This is a genomic window from Streptomyces sp. MK37H, from assembly GCF_018035285.1.
Classification (GTDB): Bacteria; Actinomycetota; Actinomycetes; order Streptomycetales; family Streptomycetaceae; genus Streptomyces; species Streptomyces endocoffeicus.
The window spans coordinates 1-18503 of the sequence record NZ_JAAAYH010000153.1 but is presented as its reverse complement, the minus strand read 5'-3'; the positions used below and the strand labels follow the sequence as shown (position 1 = coordinate 18503).

The following is an 18503-nucleotide window of genomic DNA, read 5'->3' as shown; positions in this document are numbered from 1 at the left end:
GCTCCGGCGCGTGGCGTTGTTCCGGTCAATTCGGTACGGCGTGCTCATAGGTCGTCACGCTAGAGGTGCCACCGATGTGCCGCGCTCCGGCTGTCCCCCGGCTCTTCGCTGGTGATATCCCCCTGCTGCACCTGGGGAACGCCGGAGACCGGGATCGGTCCGGGCGAGCTCAGGCGCTTTCATCGACCGGCGGGCGCGGCCTCCACGTCGCTGCGCAGGGTCCGCTCCTCCGCCGACGGGAAGGTCGCCGACGGCCAGTACGTATGGCCGACGCAGGATGCCGACTTCTCCGGCAGGGGGACATTGGCATCGGCGCTGCTTCGTGACGCTCCGACCGGCACCTACACGGTCGAGACCAAGCTGCGCTTCCCGATCAGCGACGCTCCCGACGGACGCAGCCAGGCCGGAATGATCGCCTTCCAGAGCCCGGAGGACTCGATCCATCTGGCTCCGACACGGACCGGCCCGTCACGGCAGGCTTTCCTGTGGACCGGCCGGGACCGTGACGGCCGGCCGGAGATGCGGCTGGGCCCGTCGGCCGACACCATGTGGCTGCGGCTGCGCCATACCGTCGATCCGAAGACCGGCGAGCACAGATTCCAGCCGGCCACGAGTCGGGGCGGGGAAGCACTACATCTGGGTGGGGTCTGGCATCTGCCCGCCGGCTCCGACCCGTCCATCGCCTCGTCTCCCTGGCCGGTAGGGGGGTTACCGCACGCTTCGACTACGTGCGCTTCTTCTCCTGACGCCGCTTCACTCGCCCGCACGGCACCAGGTCCCACCCATCGGAGTCCAAGATCGATTGTCAGTGGTGGGTGAGAAGGTAGGAGCATCGAGAAGGAAAAAGAGGGGGCGCGGTCATGTCCGGAGACCAGAACTACATCAATCACGTTGCTCTTGTGCTGGATGCCAGTTCGTCCATGTCGCATTTGCGCGGCAAGGTCGTCGAAGTCGCCGACCAGCAGATTGCGTATCTGGCCCGCCGATCGAAGGAACTGGACCAGGAAACCCGCGTTACGGTGTACGTCTTCGCCGACAAGGTGGAGTGCGTCATCTACGACAAGGACGTGCTGCGGATGCCGTCCCTGAAGCAGCTTTACCGGGTCGGTGGAATGACGGCTCTGCTGGCGGCCACACTCAAGTCGCAGCGGGAGCTTGCGCAGACCGCTCAACTGTACGGCGACCACAGCTTCCTGACGTTCGTGCTGACGGACGGCCAGGAGAACGCGAGTCATCGCTGCCCGGATGCCCTTACCAAAAGTCCGCGTGAACTGGTTCAGGCCGTGGCCAAGATGATGGAGACGCAGGAGGACAACTGGACGCTGGCCGTCCTTGTGCCGGACCAGATGGGCAAGCGCGAGGCCATGCAGTGCGGCTTCCCGAAGGACAACATCGCCATTTGGGACGCCACGAGCACACAGGGTCTGGAGGAGGCAGGGCAGGTTATCCAGCAGGCCACCGAGAACTTTATGGTGGGCCGAGCCCGGGGCATCCGGGGATCGCGGGCGGTGTTCTCCACGGGTGCGGAGGCGGTCAACAAGGACACCATCAAGGCGGCCGGCCTCACCCCGGTGGACCCGTCGAAATACCAGCTGATTCCGGTGGCTCGCGATGCGGCGATCCGGGAATGGGTCATCGAATGCGGGCACACCTTCCGTACCGGTTGTGCGTTCTATCAGCTGAGCAAGTCGGAGAAGATCCAGGCGCGGAAGCAGATCGCGGTGCTGGAGAAGAAGACGGACCGGGTGTACACGGGGCCGGAGGCCCGATCCCTGCTCGGCCTGCCGGACACGGAAGTTCGCGTCAATCCGGACCGCAACGACGACTTCACGATCTTCGTGCAGAGCACCAGCGTGAACCGGAAGCTGGTACCGCACACGCGGCTGCTGCTCATGATATGAGGCCTTGGAGGCCCCGCCGGTCCGACGACGCTTGTCGTCCGACTGGCGGGGCCTCCCCCGGTTCGGCAGGCCGCCGAGGTCGACCGGCCGGACACGGCAAGCCGCGTGGAAAGCTTGCCCACACGGCGCTTGGACTCATCCAGTGCCCGGGACGGCTTGCCGTGCCCGTCGGATCACAGCGGATGGCTGCCCTGGCAGACGGCAGCCCGGTCCTGATCGCGTCGTACCGGCTCCGGGCCAGGCTCATTCCAGGAAGCTGATGCCTCTTGGGAGGATGCCGCGGGACGGGCGCCGGCGCGGGTGGCGCCGATGCTCGCCACGACCACGAGAACCAGGCCAAGCGTCGCGGCCGCCCCGGGGCGCTGGCCGAGAACGAGCAGACCGACCATGAGAGCGATGGCGGGCTCGAGGCTCATCAGAGTGCCGAACGCGGACGTGGTCAGATGACGTAGGGCAAGGAACTCGAGAGCGAAGGGGATCACAGGGCTGAGCACCGCCAGGGCCAGCATGGTCCACAGCGGTGACCAGGTGAGGCGTTCGGCGAGGTCCGGGGAGGCGATGGCCAGCCCCACCACCGCGGCGACCGGCATGGAGACAGCCAGCCCTTTCAGGCCGGTGACACGATCACCGACCCGTTGGGTCAGCAGAATGTACGCGGCCCAGCACCCCGCGGCGAGCAGCGCGCTCCCCACCCCCAGAAGGTCGGCGCCGCCGTGCCAGGGCTCGGTCAGCAGCACAACGCCGGTCGCCGCCGCGGCCGCCCAGATCAGGCGTCCCTTCCTCGGCCCGAAGAGGGAGACCGTGAGCGGTCCCAAGAATTCCAGTGCGCTTGCGGTTCCCAGCGGGAGACGGGCGATCGCCTGCATGAAGAAGACCATCATTCCGGCGGTCACGAGACCGAGCAGCGTGCAGGCAAGAAGATCCCGGGAGCTGAAATCACGAGGCCGGGGGCGGACGGCGACCAGCAGAATCAGCCCCGCCCAGCCCAGGCGCAGCCCCGCGGTTCCCAGCGCGCCGAGCTGTCCGAACAACGGAACTGTCAGAGCCGATCCGAGCTGCACGGTACACATCGCGGTGGCAGCCATGAAGAAACCGGCGCCGGCATGGCGCGAGCGACGGGAGGGGAGAGCCTCGGGCGGTTCGGGAGCGTTCATGGGCTCCAGTACAGAGCCTCGACACCGTTCACGTCCACGTGTCGATCCCAAATGATTCGTTCGGGATTCATGGACAATGGGGGGAATGGAAACACGCCGCCTGCAGATGCTGGCCGAGCTGGCCCGGCGAGGCTCGATGCGCGCCGTGGCCGAGGCCACCGGCACTACCACCTCGACGGTTTCTCAGCAGGTCGCCGCTTTAGCTCAGGACATGGGCACGGCACTGATCGAGCCGCATGGGCGCAGGGTCAGGCTCACCCCGGCGGGCCGCCGTCTGGCGGAACACGCCGTGACGATCCTTGCGGCGGTCGAGGCCGCACAGCGGGACCTGAGTCCCGACGCCCCGCCGACCGGCACGGTGCGCGTGGCAGGCTTCGCCACGGCTATCCGAGCCCAACTGCTGCCCATCATCAGCAACTTGTCGACAAGCCATCCTCAGCTCAGCATCCTGGTCCGTGAGCACGAACCCGCCGAAGCCCTCCATCTGCTGGCGAACGACGAGGCTGACCTCGCGCTCACCTACGACTACAACCTGGCACCGGCCGAGCCGGACCCCGCGGTCGTGATCACCCCCCTGTGGACCGCTCCCTGGGGTCTGGGCATTCCTGACCACGCCGCCCGTCCCTCAGCACCGGGCGCCCCGGAGGTCTTCCGCTGGTTCCGCACGGCGGATTGGATCGGCAACTCGCGCAACACCGGTGACGAGACCGTCATCCGGACACTCGCCTCCATGGCCGGTTTCACCCCCCACCTCACGCACCAGGCGGACAGCCTCGACCTCGTACAGGGCATGATCGCGGCAGGAATGGGCGTAGGGCTGCTGCCGATGGGCACCTCCATGTTGCCCGGTGTCCATCTGGTGCCGCTCACCGCGCCGGACGTCGTCCTGCGCGCCTTCGCCGTCGCCCGCCGGGGTCGCGACAGCTGGCCTCCGCTGGCCCTGCTGACCGACCTGATCATTCGGCAATCGGCGCAGAGCGCATAGTCTCGATCGCCGCACCGGCTACCGGCGTGGACGGTGTGCGCTGGGGGCGCGGAACGTCATGGCAGTGATCCGTCCGGACTCCGCGCGCCCTGCCATGGGCCACGGGACGCGGCAATGATGAGCGGACCGCGCGTGATCCACACGACTCCGCATACCTGCCCCCCCCTGGGCAGGTGGCATGCGGTGGAAGGAAGCCACGTTGTTGCTTCTCATCTCCCCGGACAGCGTCGAGGAGGCCCTCGACTGCGCGAAGGCCGCGGAACACCTCGACATCGTCGATGTCAAGAAGCCCGACGAGGGCTCGCTCGGCGCGAACTTCCCCTGGGTCATCCGGCAGATCCGCGACGCGGTCCCGGCGGACAAGCCGGTCTCCGCCACCGTGGGAGACGTCCCCTACAAGCCCGGCACGGTGGCCCAGGCGGCACTCGGGGCAGCGGTCTCCGGAGCCACCTACATCAAGGTCGGCCTCTACGGATGCACGACGCCCGAACAGGCCATCGATGTCATGCGCGGGGTCGTCCGGGCAGTGAAGGACTACCAGCCGGACGCGTTCGTCGTCGCCTCCGGCTACGCCGATGCCCACCGAATCGGCTGCGTCAACCCGCTCGCGCTGCCCGACATCGCCCGCCGCTCCGGCTGTGATGCGGCCATGCTCGACACCGCGATCAAAGACGGGACACGACTGTTCGACCACGTTCCGCCCGACCTCTGCGCGGAGTTTGTCCGGCAGGCCCACGAGGCCGGTCTGCGCGCCGCCCTCGCCGGCAGCGTCAAAGCCGCGGACCTCGGCGCGCTCACTCGCATCGGCACCGACATCGTGGGGGTGCGCGGCGCGGTCTGCGAGGGAGGCGACCGCGACAAGGGAAGGATCAAGCCGCAGTTGGTGGCCGCCTTCCGGGCGGAGATGGACCGGCACGTCCAGGAACACGCGGCGTCCGTCGCCACCGCGGGCTGACCGCCGGTATGCCGACCAGCCCGCCCCCTCGCACGCCCGGGACCCGCGGCGGGTGCTTCGCCGTCCTCGATCCGGCCACGGGCGAGGCCTTCGACGAGGCCCCCGACCAGCAGCCGGGCGAGCTGGACGTCATCGTCGGCCGGGCCCACGCCGCCTGGCGCAGCTGGCGCGCCGACTCCGCCGCCCGCACCATCGCGTTGCTCGCGGCAGCCGACGCCGTGGAGAAGGCCGGGACCGACCTCGCCCCGCTGCTCACCCGTGAGCAGGGCAAACCCCTGGCCGAGTCGTACGCGGAGGTCGCCCGCACGGCGGCACGCCTGCGTTATTTCGCCGAGCTGGACCCCGAAACCCAGCCGATCTCAGACGACCGGCCCGTACGCAGTGAGATCCGCTGGCGACCGCTCGGGCCCGTCGCCGCGATCGTCCCGTGGAACTTTCCCCTCCAGCTCGCCTCGGCGAAGTTCGCGCCCGCGCTCGCCGCAGGCAACACGATGGTGCTCAAGCCCTCCCCGTTCACGCCGCTCGCCACACGGCTGCTGGCGACCGTCCTCTCCACGGCCCTCCCCCCGGACGTCCTGACCATCGTCACCGGCCGCGAACCGCTCGGCGCCCGCCTCGCCTCCCATCCGGGGATCCGCCACGTGACCTTCACCGGCTCGGTTCCCACCGGACGGGCCGTCGCGCGGGCCGCGGCCGCCTCGCTCGCCCGGGTCACCCTGGAACTGGGCGGTAACGACGCCGCCATCCTGCTGGAGGACGTGGAGGTGGAGCGGATAGCGGACCGGCTGTTCTGGGCGGCGTTCCGCAACTGCGGGCAGGTCTGCATGGCGGTCAAGCGCCTCTACGCCCCGGCCCGGCTCTACGCCCAGGTGGTCGAAGCCCTCGCGCAGCGCGCGAAGACCGTCGTCGTCGGTTCCGGCCTCGACCCCGATTCGCAGCTGGGCCCGGTCAGCAACGCCCCTCAACTGGCCCGTGTCGAGCGCTGCACGGCCCGGGCCCTGGCAGACGGTGCCCGAGCCGTGGCCGGCGGCCACCGACTGGACCGCCCGGGCTACTTCTTCGCCCCCACCATCCTGGCCGATGTCCCGCCCGACAGCCCCGTGGTCACGCGGGAGCAGTTCGGCCCCGTCCTGCCGGTGCTGCCGTACGTCAGCCTCGACGAAGCCATCGAAGCGGCCAACGACACCGGCTTCGGGCTGGGCGGCTCGGTCTGGGGAACCGACCTGGACCGGGCCGAGGCGGTGGCCGGCCGGCTGGAATGCGGGACAGCGTGGATCAACCACCACGCCGAAACCTCCCTCGCCCAGCCCTTCGCGGGCATCAAGGACAGCGGTGTCGGCGTGGCGGGCGGGCCGTGGGGGCTGTATGGCAACCTCAGCCCGTTCGTCGTGCACCGTCCGGTTGACGTGTGCGGATGAGGTTCGCCGCGGCGGTACTGCGCTCCTGCGAGAGCCGGTTCACCCTCGAGGAGGTGATGCTGCATGCGGGGCCGGGTGACGGTGAGGTCCTGGTGAAGATCGCGGGCTGTGGGATGTGCCGGACCGATCTCGCGGTCCGGCACTCGGCCGGCCGCACACCGCTCCCGGCGGTGCTCGGCCACGAAGGAGCCGGAGTCGTGGTGGAGACAGGCGGCCCGGACACCGGCCTGAGCACCGGCGACCACGTCGTTCTGAGCTTCGACTCCTGCGGACACTGCCGGAACTGCATGGGCGCGGCCCCCGCCTACTGCGACTCCTTCCCCACGCTCAACCTCTTCGGAGGACGCAAGGAGCACGCGGCGCGGTTCACCGACGCGGACGGAGGCGCGTTGGCACCCCGTTGGTTCGGCCAGTCCTCCTTCGCCGAATACGCGATGGTCCCGGCCCGCAACGCCGTCCGGGTCGATCCCACACTGCCCGTCGAACTCCTCGGACCGCTCGGCTGCGGTTTCCTCACCGGCGCCGGAGCGGTCTTCCACTCCTTCGGTGTGGGCCCCGGCGACACCATCGCGGTTTACGGCGCCGGAGCGGTCGGCCTGGCCGCGGTAATGGCCGCCACCGCCGCCGGAGCGGTGACCGTGGCCGTCGACCGGCACCCCGAGCGGCTGGCCCTCGCCGAGCGGCTCCACGCGATCCCGCTGCACACCGCATCGGCCGACCTGCCCGACCGCATCCAGCAACTGACCGACGGCGGAACACACTACGCACTGGACACCACGGGCTCCCCTCAGCTGATCAACAACGCCCTGCGGGCCCTGCGCCCGACCGGCCACCTCGGCCTCGTAGCACGCCTCCACACCCCACTGCCACTTGAACCGGGGACCTTGGACCGGGGCCGGAGGATCTCCCACATCTGCGAAGGGGACGCGGTGCCGGGACTGCTGATCCCCCGGCTGACCAGGCTCTGGCAGGCCGGGCGGTTCCCCTTCGACCAGCTGATCCGCACCTACCCCCTCGCCGACATCAACCAAGCCGAACGCGATTGCGACGCGGGCCGCGTGGTCAAACCCGTCCTGATTCCCGCGGGGCCAACGGAGGACACATGACCGACACAGCGCATCACAACACCGGTGTGGAAGGCGTGGAAGGGGGTGTCGGCCTGACCGCACTCATGGTCGCCGCGGCCCGGGCGATCGAGACCCATCGCCACGACAGCCTGGCACAAGACATCTACGCGGAGCACTTCGTCCACGCCGCACCGGCCTCCGCGGACTGGCCGGTGCGCATACACCAGGTCGCGGACGGAGACGCGAACCCGCTATGGGGACGCTTCGCCCGCTACTTTGGCCTGCGAACCAGGGTCCTCGACGACTTCCTCCTCCAATCGGTGCGCGCGGCGGGAGCCCGCCAAGTGGTCCTGCTCGGGGCGGGGTTGGATTCGCGGGCGTTCCGACTCGATTGGCCTCCCGGCTGTGTGATCTTCGAGATCGACAGGGAAGGCGTGCTGGAGTTCAAGCACAAGGTCCTCGGCGGACTGCCGACCACCCCGAAAGCAGCCCGCGTACCGATCCCCCTCGACCTGCGCGCCGACTGGGCCACAGCACTGACCGACGCCGGCTTCGACACAGCCGCACCCAGCGCCTGGCTGGCCGAAGGGCTGCTGTTCTACCTGCCCAACACCTCCGAGACGAACCTCATCCACACGGTGGACCGGCTGAGCGCGGGAGGAAGCACGCTGGCGTTCGAGGTCAAACTGGACAAAGACTTGCTCGAATACCGCGACAGCCCCCTCTACACCGCGACGAAACACCAGATCGGCATCGACCTGCTCAACCTCTTCAACCGAGAACCACGACCCGACTCCGCAGGCGACCTCGCGGGCAAGGGCTGGACCACAACCGTGCACACCCCCTTCGACTACACCCGCCAGCACGGACGCGGCCCACGCCCCGAACACAACGACGCACTGGCAGGCAACCGATGGGTATTCGCCCACAAGCCCCGCACACTGCCGCCCCTGCCATGCGATGCGCTGGTGCGCGGGTGAGCCGCCCGCAATCACCACGCCGCTCCCCCGCCCGCCGTCCTCTCCTCCCGGCGCAGCGGGGTGTCGCCCGTGCGGAAGTCGCTTACCTCGTCAGATAGTGCGCTGAGCCTTCCCTTGCCGGTCAGCGCTTTGAACTGGGTGATCGGGCGGAAAGCCACGGTGTCGGTCACACATCGGTGGCTGTCGGTCCGTTGTCGGTGACCGGTCGGCGGGGCCTGGAACCTTTCAAACCGATCCTGCCGGGCGCCCATCCGGCAGGCGTGCGACAGCAAGGGACCACCATGACCACTGACGTCACCATCATCGGTGCCGGACTCGGCGGCCTCACGCTCGCCCGTGTCCTGCACGTTCACGGCATCCCGGCCACCGTCTACGAGGCGGAGACCTCTGCGACGGCGCGCACGCAGGGCGGGATGCTCGACATCCACGAGGACAGCGGACAGCCGGCTCTCGAGGCGGCCGGCCTGACGGACGAGTTCCGCGGCCTCGTTCTGGAGGGCCGCCAGGCGATACGGGTCCTCGACCGGCACGGGGCCGTCCTGTTCGAGAAGGCCGACGACGGTACGGGTGACAGCCCCGAGGTGCTGCGCGGCGGGCTGCGGCAGATGCTCCTCGACTCGCTCCCGGCGAACACCGTCCGGTGGGGGCGCAAGGTCAGCGGGACCCGTGCCCTCGGCGAGGGCCGCCACCAGGTGGCCTTCGCCGACGGCACCACCGTCACCACCGGCCTGTTGGTCGGCGCGGACGGCGTGTGGTCCCGAGTCCGGCCACTGCTGTCCGACGCCACCCCCGAGTACATCGGCATGTCGGCCGTCGAGACCTACCTGTTCGACGCCGACACCCGCCACCCGGCCGGCGCGAAAGCGGTCGGCGGCGGGTCGCTGTTCGCGCTCGCGCCGGGCAAGGGATTCCTGGCGCACCGGGAGAAGGGCGGCACCCTGCACACCTACGTGATGCTCGCCCGGCCGCGGGACTGGTTCGCGGACATCGACTTCACCGATTCCGCCGCGGCCACCGCACGGATCGCGCAGGAGTTCACCGGCTGGGCACCGGAACTCACCGCGCTGATCGCCGACGGCGACACCGCCCCGGTGCCGCGCCCCCTCTTCGCCCTGCCCGTCGAGCACCGGTGGGAGCGGGTGCCGGGGGTGACCCTGCTCGGCGACGCCGCCCACCTCTCGCTCCCGAACGGCGAGGGCGCCAACCTGGCCATGTACGACGCCGCCGAACTCGGCAAGGCCCTCGCCGCACACCCTGACGACGTCGAGACCGCGCTCACCGGATACGAGCAGGCCATGTTCCCCCGCAGCGCTGCCGCCGCCACCGAAGGCATCTACGTCCACGAGTTGTTCTACGGAGACGACGCACCCCACGGCCTGATCAACATGTTCACCGAAGGCGAGTGGACCCAGTGAGCCGCCGACTCCCACACTCACCTCGAAACGACTCCCCGCGCTGAGATACGTGGCCAACCGATATCGGATCGCCTCAGACGGATGTGTGATGGCAGGCTGCCCCCATGGATCACGCGGAAGTACTGCTCATCGGAGGGCGGGCCGGAGTCGGCAAGACAACGGTGGGGTGGGAGGTATCGGCCGTACTGCGGGCCGCAGCCGTGTCGCACGCGGTCATAGATGGTGACTTCATGGGGCAGGTCCATCCGGCCCCGGAGGGAGATCCCCACCGCTCGGATATCACCGAAAGCAACCTGACGGCCGTGTGGGCGAACTTCGCCCGACGCGGCTACCGCCGACTGATCTACACCAACACCGTGAGTGTGCTGCCTGAGTCCACGGGAATGTTCGAGCGCGCTATGGGTACGGGGACACGGATCATACGGGTTCTGCTCACCGCCTCCGATGCCACCGCCCGAGAGCGGCTGGTGCGCCGGGAACTCGGCTCGGAGCTCGAGCAGGAACTGGAAGGCAGTGCTCGCAAGGCACGGCTGCTGGACCAGCAGGCCACCGCGGAGACCGTACGGGTGGCGACGGACGGGCGTGCCGTCGTGGATATCGCGCGCGAGGTGGTGACCGCCACCGGCTGGGCCGAGCACCACCCCGCAAGCAGCCCCTGACAGTTCCTCGCCGCGAGCGGAGGTGTCGATACGGTCGGCATTCCAGCCCCGACGGCCGCACGCTCCGCCTGCGGAGGAAAACCTGTCGCCCGCCGATGGCCGAGCCACCTAGCCTGAGCGCATGCCTCCCGCGAAGACCTCGTATGTGTGTCTGCCATGCCGGGCCTCGTACAAGCAGCCCTACCACGGTGACCACGACCGGCTGTGCCCGCGCTGCGCGAAGCCGATGATCCACGTGGGGTCCGCCTTCGCTGCCCCTCGCCGGCGGGACAAGGAGGGGTGGAGGGTGCTTTCCGTGCTGCTCCACGCAGGCGTGCGATTCCACAAGAGCTGCTGCGGAGGCCCCGGATACCGCCCGCGCACACTCCACGAGGTACGCGAACGGATGGCATACGCCCGAACCACCGGGGAGCCGTTCAGCCAGGCGCTCGTCCGCCGCGAGCTTCCGTAGTGCTGTGACCGTGAAGGTTCGCCGGGGCGGTGGTTTCGCCTCGGTAGTCTGCGCGGCATGACCAACTCATACGCGAGCTCCGACGATGCCGCGGTCGCGATAGCCGGGGTGCGGGCAGGCGCGGACGTGGTCCGCGACATGTACGGACGGCGGCTCAACCGCATCGACAAGGGCGCCGGGGACTTTGCCACCGCCGCCGATGTGGAGGCCGAGAAGGCGATCCTCGGCGTCATCCGTGCCGCACGGCCCGATGACGCGGTGCTCGGCGAGGAAGGCGGGCAGCAGGGCGCTGCCGACGCTGTGCGCCAGTGGTTGGTGGACCCCCTGTGCGGCACGCTGAACTACGCCGTGGGCAACATGCTGGTGGCCGTCAACGTGGCGCTGTGCGATGGGGCGGCGGCGGTGGCCGACCCCTTCAGCGGCGAGGTCTTCTTCACCGACGGGGAGACCGCCTGGGTACGGCGTGACGGGGCCGACGACGCGCCGCTGACGCCCACGTCCGCTACCCGATTGGTGGACGTCAACCTGGATCCGCCGTTCCCGAGTGCGCCCGGGTTCCGGGCCGTGGATCTGCTGGCCCACCCTGAGTTCGTCGCACGTTTCCGGCCGCGCGTCGTATCCACGACGCTGGCGCTGGCCTGGGTCGCTGCCGGCAAGCGCGCCGCGTATGTCACCGATGGCGGCGCCCTCTCCAGGAGCGTGCATTTCGCGGCCGGCATCGCCCTGTGCCGGGCCGCCGGCTGCGTTGTCACCGGACTCGACGGTGCCCCGATAGGCGAGGCGGGCCGTGGGCTTGTAGTCGCCGCCGACGACGAGACCCACGGGCTGCTGATGTCGATGACGCGCAGCCGAAGCTAGCGCGGTGACCGCATGGGTTTCGCCGGGGCTGGTCAGAAGCCGCTGGTCGCCGTGACGAGACCTGATTCGTAGGCGGTGATGACGAGTTGCGCACGATCGCGCGCTTCCAGCTTGCTCAGCAGCCGGCCGATGTGTGTCTTGACGGTGCCGTGGCTGAGGTGGAGGTATTCGGCGATGTCGGTGTTGGACAGGCCGCGGGCCACCAGCAGCAGAACCTCTCGCTCGCGGTCCGTGAGGTTCTCCAGCGAGGAGCCGGGCGCCGGGCAGGCGTGCGGAAGACGGGCGAACGCGGCGATCAGGCGCCGGGTCACCGAGGGTGCCAGGAGGGACTCTCCGGCGGCGACGGTGCGGATGCCGGCCAGCAGGGCCTCGGGCGAGGTGTCCTTCAGCAGAAACCCCGCTGCCCCGGCCCGCAGCGCGCCGTACACGTACTCGTCGAGGTCGAAGGTCGTCAGGATGAGGATGCTCGTCCGAGCTGTCTCGGGCGACCGGGCTATGTGCCGCGTTGCCTCGATCCCGTCCATGCCGGGCATGCGGATGTCCATGAGCACCACCTCCGGGCGCAGCCGCCGGGTGCTCTCGACGGCTTCGGCGCCGGTGCCGGCCTCGCCCACGGTGGTCAGCCCGGGCGCGGTGTCGATGAGCAACCGGAAGCTGCCCCGGAGCAGGGACTGGTCATCGGCGACCAGGACCCGGATCGGTTCGGTCACGCGGTCGGCTCCCTTCGGTCCGGTACGGTGCCGTGCGCGGGTTCGGCCGGGAGACGGGCCGAGACGGCGAACCCGCCGCCGGGCCGCGGCCCGGCCTGAAGTGTCCCCCCGTACATCATCACCCGTTCCCGCATCCCCACCAGTCCGTGACCGCCCCTGAGGTCCCCTCGACCGGACACGGGCGCCCTCCCCGCTCCGTCGTCGACCACTTCGATGTGCACCTGGCCGCGCGAGTCGGCGGTGATGGTGACCTCGCAGTGCGTTCCGTCGCCGGCGTGCTTGACGACGTTGGTCAGCGCCTCCTGGACGATGCGGTAGGCGGTGAGTGCCGTCCCCGCGGGGAGGTCCGCCGCCAGCCGGGTACGGAGCCTGGTGCGGATGCCCGCCTGCTCGGCGCGCCGGACCAGGGAGGGCAGGTCGTCCAGTCCGGGAGGGGGTGCCAACTGCGCCGAACCGGCACCTGGCGGGTGCGGTCCGGCGTCGGCATCTGGCGTGTGCGGTGTGGCGGTGTCGCCGCGCAGCATGCCCAGGGCGCGCCGCATCTCGGTCAGCGCTTCCCGGCCGGTCCGCTCGATCGCGCCGATGGCGTCCCGTGTCTCCTCGGGGCGTTCCTTGGCCACGTGGTTGGCGACGGACGCCTTGACGACGATCACGCTGAGGCTGTGCGAGACGATGTCGTGCAACTCCCGGGCGATGCGCAGGCGCTCCTCGGCCAGCGCCTCCTCGGCCAGGCGCCGCTCCCGCCGCGCCGCCCGGGCCCGCCGCTGACGTACGGCACGGCCCGCGGCCCATGCGCCACCGACCACCAGCCACACCAACGCCGCGGTTCCGACCGCTTCCGGCCACGGCCCGGACGGGGTCAGCACCGCCTCCCCGGTGATGACCGCGGCCGCCGAGACGGCCAGGGTCAGTGCGAGCGCCGCCACGGCCCGGCGGGGCGGTACCAGGAGCGCCACCGCGTAGAGGGCCAGGGCGGTGGAGAGGTAGGGGTCGCGGGTGATGTCGAGGAGCGTCGCCGCTGCCGTGGCGCCCAGCACCACCGCCAGGGCAGGCAGGGGCCACAGACGCCGGACGGCCAGCGGTGCTCCCACACCCGTCGCCACCAGCCAGCCCGCCCACACCGGGCCGGAGAACCCGGGCAGGCCGTCGGACCCGCCGTGCCCGGCCAGTGCCACATACGCGGCCGTCACCACGCCCGCCACGCAGGCGTCGACTGCCAGCAGATGCGGCCCGGTCCGCGGGCGCCACCGCACAATGCGCACCGCACGACAATACCGAGCGCTCATCCCGCCTGCCCGAGGCAGAACATCGCGGTGCCCACCACGCACACCAGCACAAGTCTCCCGACGACCGTGGCCGCCCGCGGCGTTGGCCCTGTACGCCATGCGGCCACGCCCAGCGGTACGAGCGCCACGCACAGCCCTGTGGCAGCCGCGACCGACCACGCGGTCGTCCCCTTCAGCACTCCCAGTGGCATCACCGATACCAGGCCCAGGGCCACCGCACGCAGGCGTCCGAGCACCCGTGCGCGGTAGGCGCCGATGGCCAGCAGGATCCAGCCGCCCATGATGGCGGCGTTCAGCGCGCTGAAGACATGGAAAGCGCCATAGGTCTCGCTCACGGTGCGGGCCGCCGACGCCGCACCCCGGGCGGTCGCCAGCTGGAAGTCCGCGTGGTCCACGCCTGCGTGAAAGGCCCGGGCGAACAGGCCCAGGACCGTGAGAACACCACCCCACACAGCCAGCTCCCGGAAACGCGCACCGATCCGGGCGGCCAGGAGCGCCACTCCCGGCCAGAGCAGCACCCACCCCGCCGCAACAAGACTGTAAGAGGCCGTCATGAGATCCGGATGGCGCTCGTAGGCGCTCAGCTGCGCGGGAAAGAAGAAGCCGAAGCGCACCCGGAGCAGCACACCGGCAAGCACCAGCAAGGGCCCGACCACGAGGGATGCGCCGCCCACCCAGCGTCCCGGAAAGAGAGCCTGCGGCGCGGCGATTGACGAAGAAGTGACGGTCATGAGGCAACGATGTCGCCACCGCACACGCCACGTCGTCGGAGCCCGGGCCACACTTCCAGATCGGACCGTGGTCGTACCTCCCCTGGGCGCGCCTCGGCCCCTGGTCCGACCTCACCATCACTGAGTCGCGGCCAGGGGCCGCCACTGAGATTCACCCGGTCACCGGCCAACGGCCCGCTCACAGGCGGAAACTGACACGGCGATAGGCTGCGGCGGTTCCTCAGTCGACGAGCCTTGGGAGTAATCGATGAAGGCATTCCGGTACGTGGCACAGGGCGCCCCGCTGCAGAGTGCCGAACTGCCGGACCCGGTAGCCGATCCGGGCTGGGTCGTGGTGGACGTCGAGGCCGCCGGGCTGTGCCACTCCGACGTCCATATGATCGACGGCCTGATCGAGCCCATCTGCCGGCCGCCCTTCACTCTCGGCCACGAGGTCGCAGGCACCGTCTCCGCCCTCGGCGAAGGCGTGGAGGGCTATGCGACAGGCGACCGCGTGGCCGTCGCGATCATCGCGCACCCGCAGGTCCAGGCGTCCTACGCGCCGGGCATCGGCGTCGACGGCGGCTACGCCGAACGCCTGGTGGCCCATGCCTCCACCCTCGTCCCCCTGCCCGACAACGTCTCCACCGTCCATGCGGCCGTCGCCACGGACTCCGTCGTCACCGCCTACCACGCGGTCCGCACCGAAGCCCAGGCCAAACCGGGCGAGGTGATCGCTGTCATCGGCCTGGGCGGCCTCGGCCTCAACGGAGTCCGTACGGGAGTGATCGCGGGGGCCACGGTCTACGGCGTGGACATCAACCCCGACACCTTCCAGGCCGCCCACGCGGCGGGTGCCCGCGAATGCTTCACCGACACCGCCGCGCTGGCGGACCTGCGGCCCGACGCCATCATCGACTTCGCGGGCGTGGGCTCCACCACATCCGACGCGATCGATGCCGTACGCCGCCACGGCCGTGTGGTCATGGTCGGCCTCGGCACCAAGACCACGACCTTCTCCAACGGCAGCCTCATCCGTAAAAGTGTGCAGCTCCGCGGCTCCTACGGCGCCAGCAAGGACGAATACCGACAGGTCCTGGGCTTCATCGCGGACGGCCGGATCGAACCGATCGTGGAGGAGATCCCCTTCGCCGACCTCAACCAGGGCCTGGACCGGCTCCGCCACGGCAAGGTCCGCGGCCGCCTGATCACCCGCCCCGGGGGCTGACCCCGGCCTCCTCAGCGTTGACACTCTCCGTCAGCTCAGCAGCGACCGAGGCCGCGAGCCCAGGATCGCCTCGGCCTCGTCCTTGGCCTCGTCCGAGCCCGTGTCGGGGTCGGGTAGGGCCTCGAAGGGATTGACGTCGAGCACGCCGGCACAGCGCCGTTCACGTTCGTCGACAGCGTCGAAGCGGCCATCAGCGCCGCACGGGATTACGCTGGTCGGACCTATCCATGTTCGGTCCTCTCACCAGAGCGGCCGTGGACATCGAAGTCGCGCGCCATGCCACTGGTGTTCAGGTGCGCGATATCGGCCTGCTCCAATGTGATACCCGCACCCGAGACATTGCTGCGATGCTCGCTGGGGATACCCCAGTCGTATCGCTTCTGGACCTCAATGTGGTAAGTGATGCGCCCATCGCGCTTCTCGCCGACTGTGCGGTACTGGAAGTGGTTGAGCGCGTAGAACCAGTCCAGGCTTTTCCCGCCGTCGGAGGTCCGGGGTGCCGTCGTCGTCCAGGGGGTGGTGAATTTACCGTCCGCCCCTTGGCGTACGCCGTCCAGAGTGCCGTTGAGATCTCGTTGGAATTGCGGGATATCGGCAAGCATGGTGGCCGGGTCGATCTGATATGGGTCACCGTTCCCCTCCAGGTAGTGGTGGAGGAGCGCTGATGCGTTGGGCCAGCCCTCATAGCTCCGCATGCCCGCTTCGACAGCCTTCAGCTTCTGGTACGTCAACCAGTCATCGAATCCCGGGTTGGTGATCCCGTACTTCCGGTTCTCCGTTTCGAAGTTGTCCGGCGTACCGAAGATGACCTTGAGGTCGCGAGCCAGTTGCTGGTCGATCTCGGTCACCGCCGACAGTTCTGCTTTGATCTTTTGCTCCAGTTGTGCGGCCGTGCTGTTCCGCTCGGCGATGTGTTGCTTGTCGCTGGGTGACAGCGGTCCTGGCGTGCGAACTTCCGACCAGCGGACCTCGCCCGTATCGCTTACCGTCATGCCCGCGTTGAGGACCTGCTGCTGCAATTCCACTACCGCCTGCCGGTGGCCCTCAAGACCACTGGCTCCACCACGTCCGATGGCCCCGTCAGCCGTCTCGTCGAGGTACTTGCGCAGACCGCGTACCTCTGCGTCGAGCGCGTCGACATCGAGCAGAATACGGTTGCAGTAGCCTTGTGCGGCCTTGCCGCCCTCACCGATCCAGTGCTCCGAGTGAACTGGGCGTACTACGTCGTCGTGGAACTCCGTCCGCGTCGACTGGATCTTCCGGTGGATGGCCGCCCAGCTGTCCGCAAAGGTTTCGAACGCGTTGATGTCGAGCTGCATGAGCTCCGAGATGCTGATCATTGGCTCCGCCCCCCCATTAGTGCGTCTCAACATTAGTGCGTCTCAACACGGACAGGTATATGTCCGGTCAGCATGTCGCTCAGCCGCCGATCTGGCGGAAATCACGCCTTCGGTCCTGCTCGACGCGGTCGTATTCGCCGGCGCTGAGCCGGAAATTGTCGGCGGCCGTCCCCAGACGTTGCCGCACAAAGCCGTTGAGCTTCTTCCAGCGCCCCTCCATCTCGTCGATGCTGTCGACGAAGCTCCAGCCGGGAGCCGCCCTTCCCAGTGCGTCGAAGGCCTCCTTGGCAGGTCCCAGGATCCGCCACAGCACTTCACACGCGTCGTCGCAGTACCCCGCCCGGCCCTCCAGCCATTGCGGGCTGACCCGGAGATCCGGCGCGTCGCCCCACGGCGGAACGGGATGCGGGGAAGGCTGGGGTTTGGGCGAGGGCACCGGTCGTGGGCTGCGCTGTGTTCCGCTGGAAGTGCCCGGGGACGGTGGGGTGCCGGGCGCCGGTGACGGGGACGTCGAAGGTTCGGCCACGTCAGCAAGTCCCTTCAGAAGCGAACGTCTGCATCTGTGGTCGGGCGGCGCGGAGTGGACCGCGCCGCCCGACCCTCAGCACCGAGACTGCCGACCCGTCCGGTCATCTGCCAGGGCCCGCGACGGATTGAGGCATTCGAGGGACGTCCCACTCGCTGACCTGCGGCGACACCGCCTCCAAGGACGCACCGCTGGGACGCGGTGGGACGCGGTCTGCGGCACCGCCCACGGTCACGCCGAACGGGAGAGCCGTTCGCGTACCCATGCGGGGTCGGGGTTGGTGTGTGGCCGGCCTGCCACGACGACGGTCGGTACGGTCTCGTTACCGTCGTTGGCCGCCCTAACCGTTGCCGCTCCATCCGGGTCACGCCAGATGTTGACCCAGTGCACCTGGCAGGCGCTGCGGCCCAGGCGGATGCGCAGGCGGAGGCAGAACGCGCAGCCCGGCCGCCAGAAGACGACTGGACGGCCGTCTGCCGCGCTGCGGCGTTGTGCCTCCGGTGCGCTGATCGACCTCGGGAAGATCAGGGGCGAGTTCACGCCTGCGAGCAGTACGAACACCAGCAGGAGCGCTACGGCTGTGCCAGGGTTTCCGCTGGAGATCAGCCCAGTGGCGAGGGCTGCGCCGCAGAGCACGAGGACTGTCGGCAGGATCCAAGCACGCGTCATAGCGGCCAAGGCTATCGGTGTGCCGGCCTCTGGCCGCGGGGGCTACACGGTCATGGGAGCGATGCCGGGTCAGCCCATTCGCCGGTGTCGATCCGGTCCAGGACGGCGGCGGGATCACACTGCCGGTCGCCGGCGGTGAAGTAGTACAGCGGCAGCACGGACGCGGTGCTCAGCCGCCCGCGCAGACAGCC

Annotated in this window: 19 protein-coding genes; 11 read left to right on the top strand and 8 right to left on the bottom strand. The window is 69.4% G+C overall.

Translation table 11 applies throughout. From position 1 onward, the window contains the following. Positions 1–860: 860 nt before the first annotated feature. A complete protein-coding gene (locus tag GWI24_RS21815) occupies positions 861–1901 on the top strand; it encodes a vWA domain-containing protein (RefSeq protein ID WP_210947602.1) in 1041 nt (346 codons plus the stop codon). A gap of 173 nt (positions 1902–2074) precedes the next feature. On the opposite strand, the gene GWI24_RS21810 is transcribed toward GWI24_RS21815, so the two are convergent. After that, positions 2075–3055 (bottom strand): DMT family transporter, encoded by a 981-nt coding sequence (locus GWI24_RS21810; protein ID WP_247616699.1) that lies wholly within the window; start codon positions 3053–3055, stop codon positions 2075–2077. A gap of 85 nt (positions 3056–3140) precedes the next feature. On the opposite strand from GWI24_RS21810, the gene GWI24_RS21805 reads away from it, so the two are divergent. The 5 genes from GWI24_RS21805 (at position 3141) to GWI24_RS21785 (ending at position 8460) form a co-directional block, all read left to right on the top strand. Continuing rightward, the gene (locus tag GWI24_RS21805) at positions 3141–4040 is read left to right on the top strand and encodes a LysR family transcriptional regulator (protein WP_210947601.1); all 900 of its coding nucleotides are present in this window, start codon (positions 3141–3143) and stop codon (positions 4038–4040) included. Positions 4041–4218: 178 nt separating this feature from the next. Next, on the top strand, positions 4219–4995 hold the full coding sequence (locus GWI24_RS21800; protein WP_210947600.1) for a (5-formylfuran-3-yl)methyl phosphate synthase: 777 nt from the start codon (positions 4219–4221) through the stop codon (positions 4993–4995). 8 nt (positions 4996–5003) lie between these two features. Continuing rightward, a complete protein-coding gene (locus GWI24_RS21795) occupies positions 5004–6413 on the top strand; it encodes an aldehyde dehydrogenase family protein (RefSeq protein WP_210947599.1) in 1410 nt (469 codons plus the stop codon). Continuing rightward, positions 6410–7519, top strand: a complete 1110-nt coding sequence (locus GWI24_RS21790; protein WP_210947598.1) for an NAD(P)-dependent alcohol dehydrogenase — start codon at positions 6410–6412, stop codon at positions 7517–7519. The genes GWI24_RS21795 and GWI24_RS21790 overlap by 4 nt, the downstream gene beginning before the upstream one ends. After that, complete coding sequence (locus GWI24_RS21785) at positions 7516–8460, top strand: class I SAM-dependent methyltransferase (RefSeq protein ID WP_210947597.1); 945 nt, start codon at positions 7516–7518, stop codon at positions 8458–8460. The genes GWI24_RS21790 and GWI24_RS21785 overlap by 4 nt, the downstream gene beginning before the upstream one ends. Positions 8461–8471: 11 nt before the next feature. On the opposite strand, the gene GWI24_RS21780 is transcribed toward GWI24_RS21785, so the two are convergent. After that, entirely contained in the window at positions 8472–8630 is a 159-nt protein-coding gene (locus GWI24_RS21780; RefSeq protein WP_210947596.1) for a hypothetical protein, read from the bottom strand. A 111-nt stretch (positions 8631–8741) separates the two neighbouring features. Between GWI24_RS21780 and GWI24_RS21775 the strand changes: the two genes are divergently transcribed. The 4 genes from GWI24_RS21775 to GWI24_RS21765 all read left to right on the top strand — a co-directional run bounded on the left by GWI24_RS21775 (position 8742) and on the right by GWI24_RS21765 (position 11843). Next, positions 8742–9875 carry an NAD(P)/FAD-dependent oxidoreductase gene (locus GWI24_RS21775; protein WP_210947595.1) on the top strand — a complete coding sequence of 378 codons (1134 nt, stop codon included), beginning with the start codon at positions 8742–8744 and terminating at the stop codon, positions 9873–9875. A 104-nt stretch (positions 9876–9979) separates the two neighbouring features. Continuing rightward, positions 9980–10534 carry an AAA family ATPase gene (locus tag GWI24_RS21770; protein WP_210947594.1) on the top strand — a complete coding sequence of 185 codons (555 nt, stop codon included), beginning with the start codon at positions 9980–9982 and terminating at the stop codon, positions 10532–10534. A 121-nt stretch (positions 10535–10655) separates the two neighbouring features. Continuing rightward, positions 10656–10985: a deoxyxylulose-5-phosphate synthase gene (locus GWI24_RS45435; protein WP_247616698.1), complete on the top strand. Its 330-nt coding sequence runs from the start codon at positions 10656–10658 to the stop codon at positions 10983–10985. A gap of 57 nt (positions 10986–11042) precedes the next feature. Continuing rightward, positions 11043–11843, top strand: a complete 801-nt coding sequence (locus GWI24_RS21765; protein WP_210947593.1) for an inositol monophosphatase family protein — start codon at positions 11043–11045, stop codon at positions 11841–11843. Between the two features lie 32 nt (positions 11844–11875). Here the strand turns inward: GWI24_RS21765 and GWI24_RS21760 are convergent, their stop codons facing one another. Genes GWI24_RS21760 through GWI24_RS21750 form a run of 3 tightly spaced genes read right to left on the bottom strand, consistent with a single transcriptional unit; the run spans position 11876 to position 14570 of the window. After that, positions 11876–12553, bottom strand: coding sequence for a response regulator transcription factor (locus tag GWI24_RS21760; protein ID WP_210947592.1), 678 nt, complete (start codon positions 12551–12553; stop codon positions 11876–11878). Next, positions 12550–13815, bottom strand: coding sequence for a sensor histidine kinase (locus GWI24_RS21755; protein ID WP_210947591.1), 1266 nt, complete (start codon positions 13813–13815; stop codon positions 12550–12552). The genes GWI24_RS21760 and GWI24_RS21755 overlap by 4 nt, the downstream gene beginning before the upstream one ends. 20 nt (positions 13816–13835) lie before the next feature. Continuing rightward, positions 13836–14570, bottom strand: coding sequence for a hypothetical protein (locus GWI24_RS21750; protein WP_210947590.1), 735 nt, complete (start codon positions 14568–14570; stop codon positions 13836–13838). A 247-nt stretch (positions 14571–14817) separates the two neighbouring features. Between GWI24_RS21750 and GWI24_RS21745 the strand changes: the two genes are divergently transcribed. Beyond that, the gene (locus tag GWI24_RS21745; RefSeq protein ID WP_210947589.1) at positions 14818–15777 is read left to right on the top strand and encodes a zinc-binding dehydrogenase; all 960 of its coding nucleotides are present in this window, start codon (positions 14818–14820) and stop codon (positions 15775–15777) included. Positions 15778–15998: 221 nt separating this feature from the next. Here the strand turns inward: GWI24_RS21745 and GWI24_RS21740 are convergent, their stop codons facing one another. The 3 genes from GWI24_RS21740 to GWI24_RS21730 form a co-directional block, all read right to left on the bottom strand. Then, entirely contained in the window at positions 15999–17096 is a 1098-nt protein-coding gene (locus tag GWI24_RS21740) for a hypothetical protein (protein WP_210947588.1), read from the bottom strand. 100 nt (positions 17097–17196) lie between these two features. Beyond that, a complete protein-coding gene (locus tag GWI24_RS21735) occupies positions 17197–17553 on the bottom strand; it encodes a hypothetical protein (RefSeq protein WP_210947587.1) in 357 nt (118 codons plus the stop codon). A 321-nt stretch (positions 17554–17874) separates the two neighbouring features. Further along, on the bottom strand, positions 17875–18312 hold the full coding sequence (locus GWI24_RS21730) for a glutaredoxin domain-containing protein (protein ID WP_210947586.1): 438 nt from the start codon (positions 18310–18312) through the stop codon (positions 17875–17877). Between the last annotated feature and the right edge of the window lie 191 nt (positions 18313–18503).

Bases quoted from the DNA above. Each gene is read 5' to 3' on its own strand.
- GWI24_RS21815 (WP_210947602.1), top strand. From the start codon at position 861: ATGTCCGGAGACCAGAACTACATCAATCACGTTGCTCTTGTGCTGGAT.
- GWI24_RS21810 (WP_247616699.1), bottom strand. From the start codon at position 3,055: ATGAACGCTCCCGAACCGCCCGAGGCTCTCCCCTCCCGTCGCTCGCGC.
- GWI24_RS21805 (WP_210947601.1), top strand. From the start codon at position 3,141: ATGGAAACACGCCGCCTGCAGATGCTGGCCGAGCTGGCCCGGCGAGGC.
- GWI24_RS21800 (WP_210947600.1), top strand. From the start codon at position 4,219: ATGCGGTGGAAGGAAGCCACGTTGTTGCTTCTCATCTCCCCGGACAGC.
- GWI24_RS21795 (WP_210947599.1), top strand. From the start codon at position 5,004: ATGCCGACCAGCCCGCCCCCTCGCACGCCCGGGACCCGCGGCGGGTGC.
- GWI24_RS21790 (WP_210947598.1), top strand. From the start codon at position 6,410: ATGAGGTTCGCCGCGGCGGTACTGCGCTCCTGCGAGAGCCGGTTCACC.
- GWI24_RS21785 (WP_210947597.1), top strand. From the start codon at position 7,516: ATGACCGACACAGCGCATCACAACACCGGTGTGGAAGGCGTGGAAGGG.
- GWI24_RS21775 (WP_210947595.1), top strand. From the start codon at position 8,742: ATGACCACTGACGTCACCATCATCGGTGCCGGACTCGGCGGCCTCACG.
- GWI24_RS21770 (WP_210947594.1), top strand. From the start codon at position 9,980: ATGGATCACGCGGAAGTACTGCTCATCGGAGGGCGGGCCGGAGTCGGC.
- GWI24_RS45435 (WP_247616698.1), top strand. From the start codon at position 10,656: ATGCCTCCCGCGAAGACCTCGTATGTGTGTCTGCCATGCCGGGCCTCG.
- GWI24_RS21765 (WP_210947593.1), top strand. From the start codon at position 11,043: ATGACCAACTCATACGCGAGCTCCGACGATGCCGCGGTCGCGATAGCC.
- GWI24_RS21750 (WP_210947590.1), bottom strand. From the start codon at position 14,570: ATGACCGTCACTTCTTCGTCAATCGCCGCGCCGCAGGCTCTCTTTCCG.
- GWI24_RS21745 (WP_210947589.1), top strand. From the start codon at position 14,818: ATGAAGGCATTCCGGTACGTGGCACAGGGCGCCCCGCTGCAGAGTGCC.
- GWI24_RS21740 (WP_210947588.1), bottom strand. From the start codon at position 17,096: ATGCAGCTCGACATCAACGCGTTCGAAACCTTTGCGGACAGCTGGGCG.
- GWI24_RS21730 (WP_210947586.1), bottom strand. From the start codon at position 18,312: ATGACGCGTGCTTGGATCCTGCCGACAGTCCTCGTGCTCTGCGGCGCA.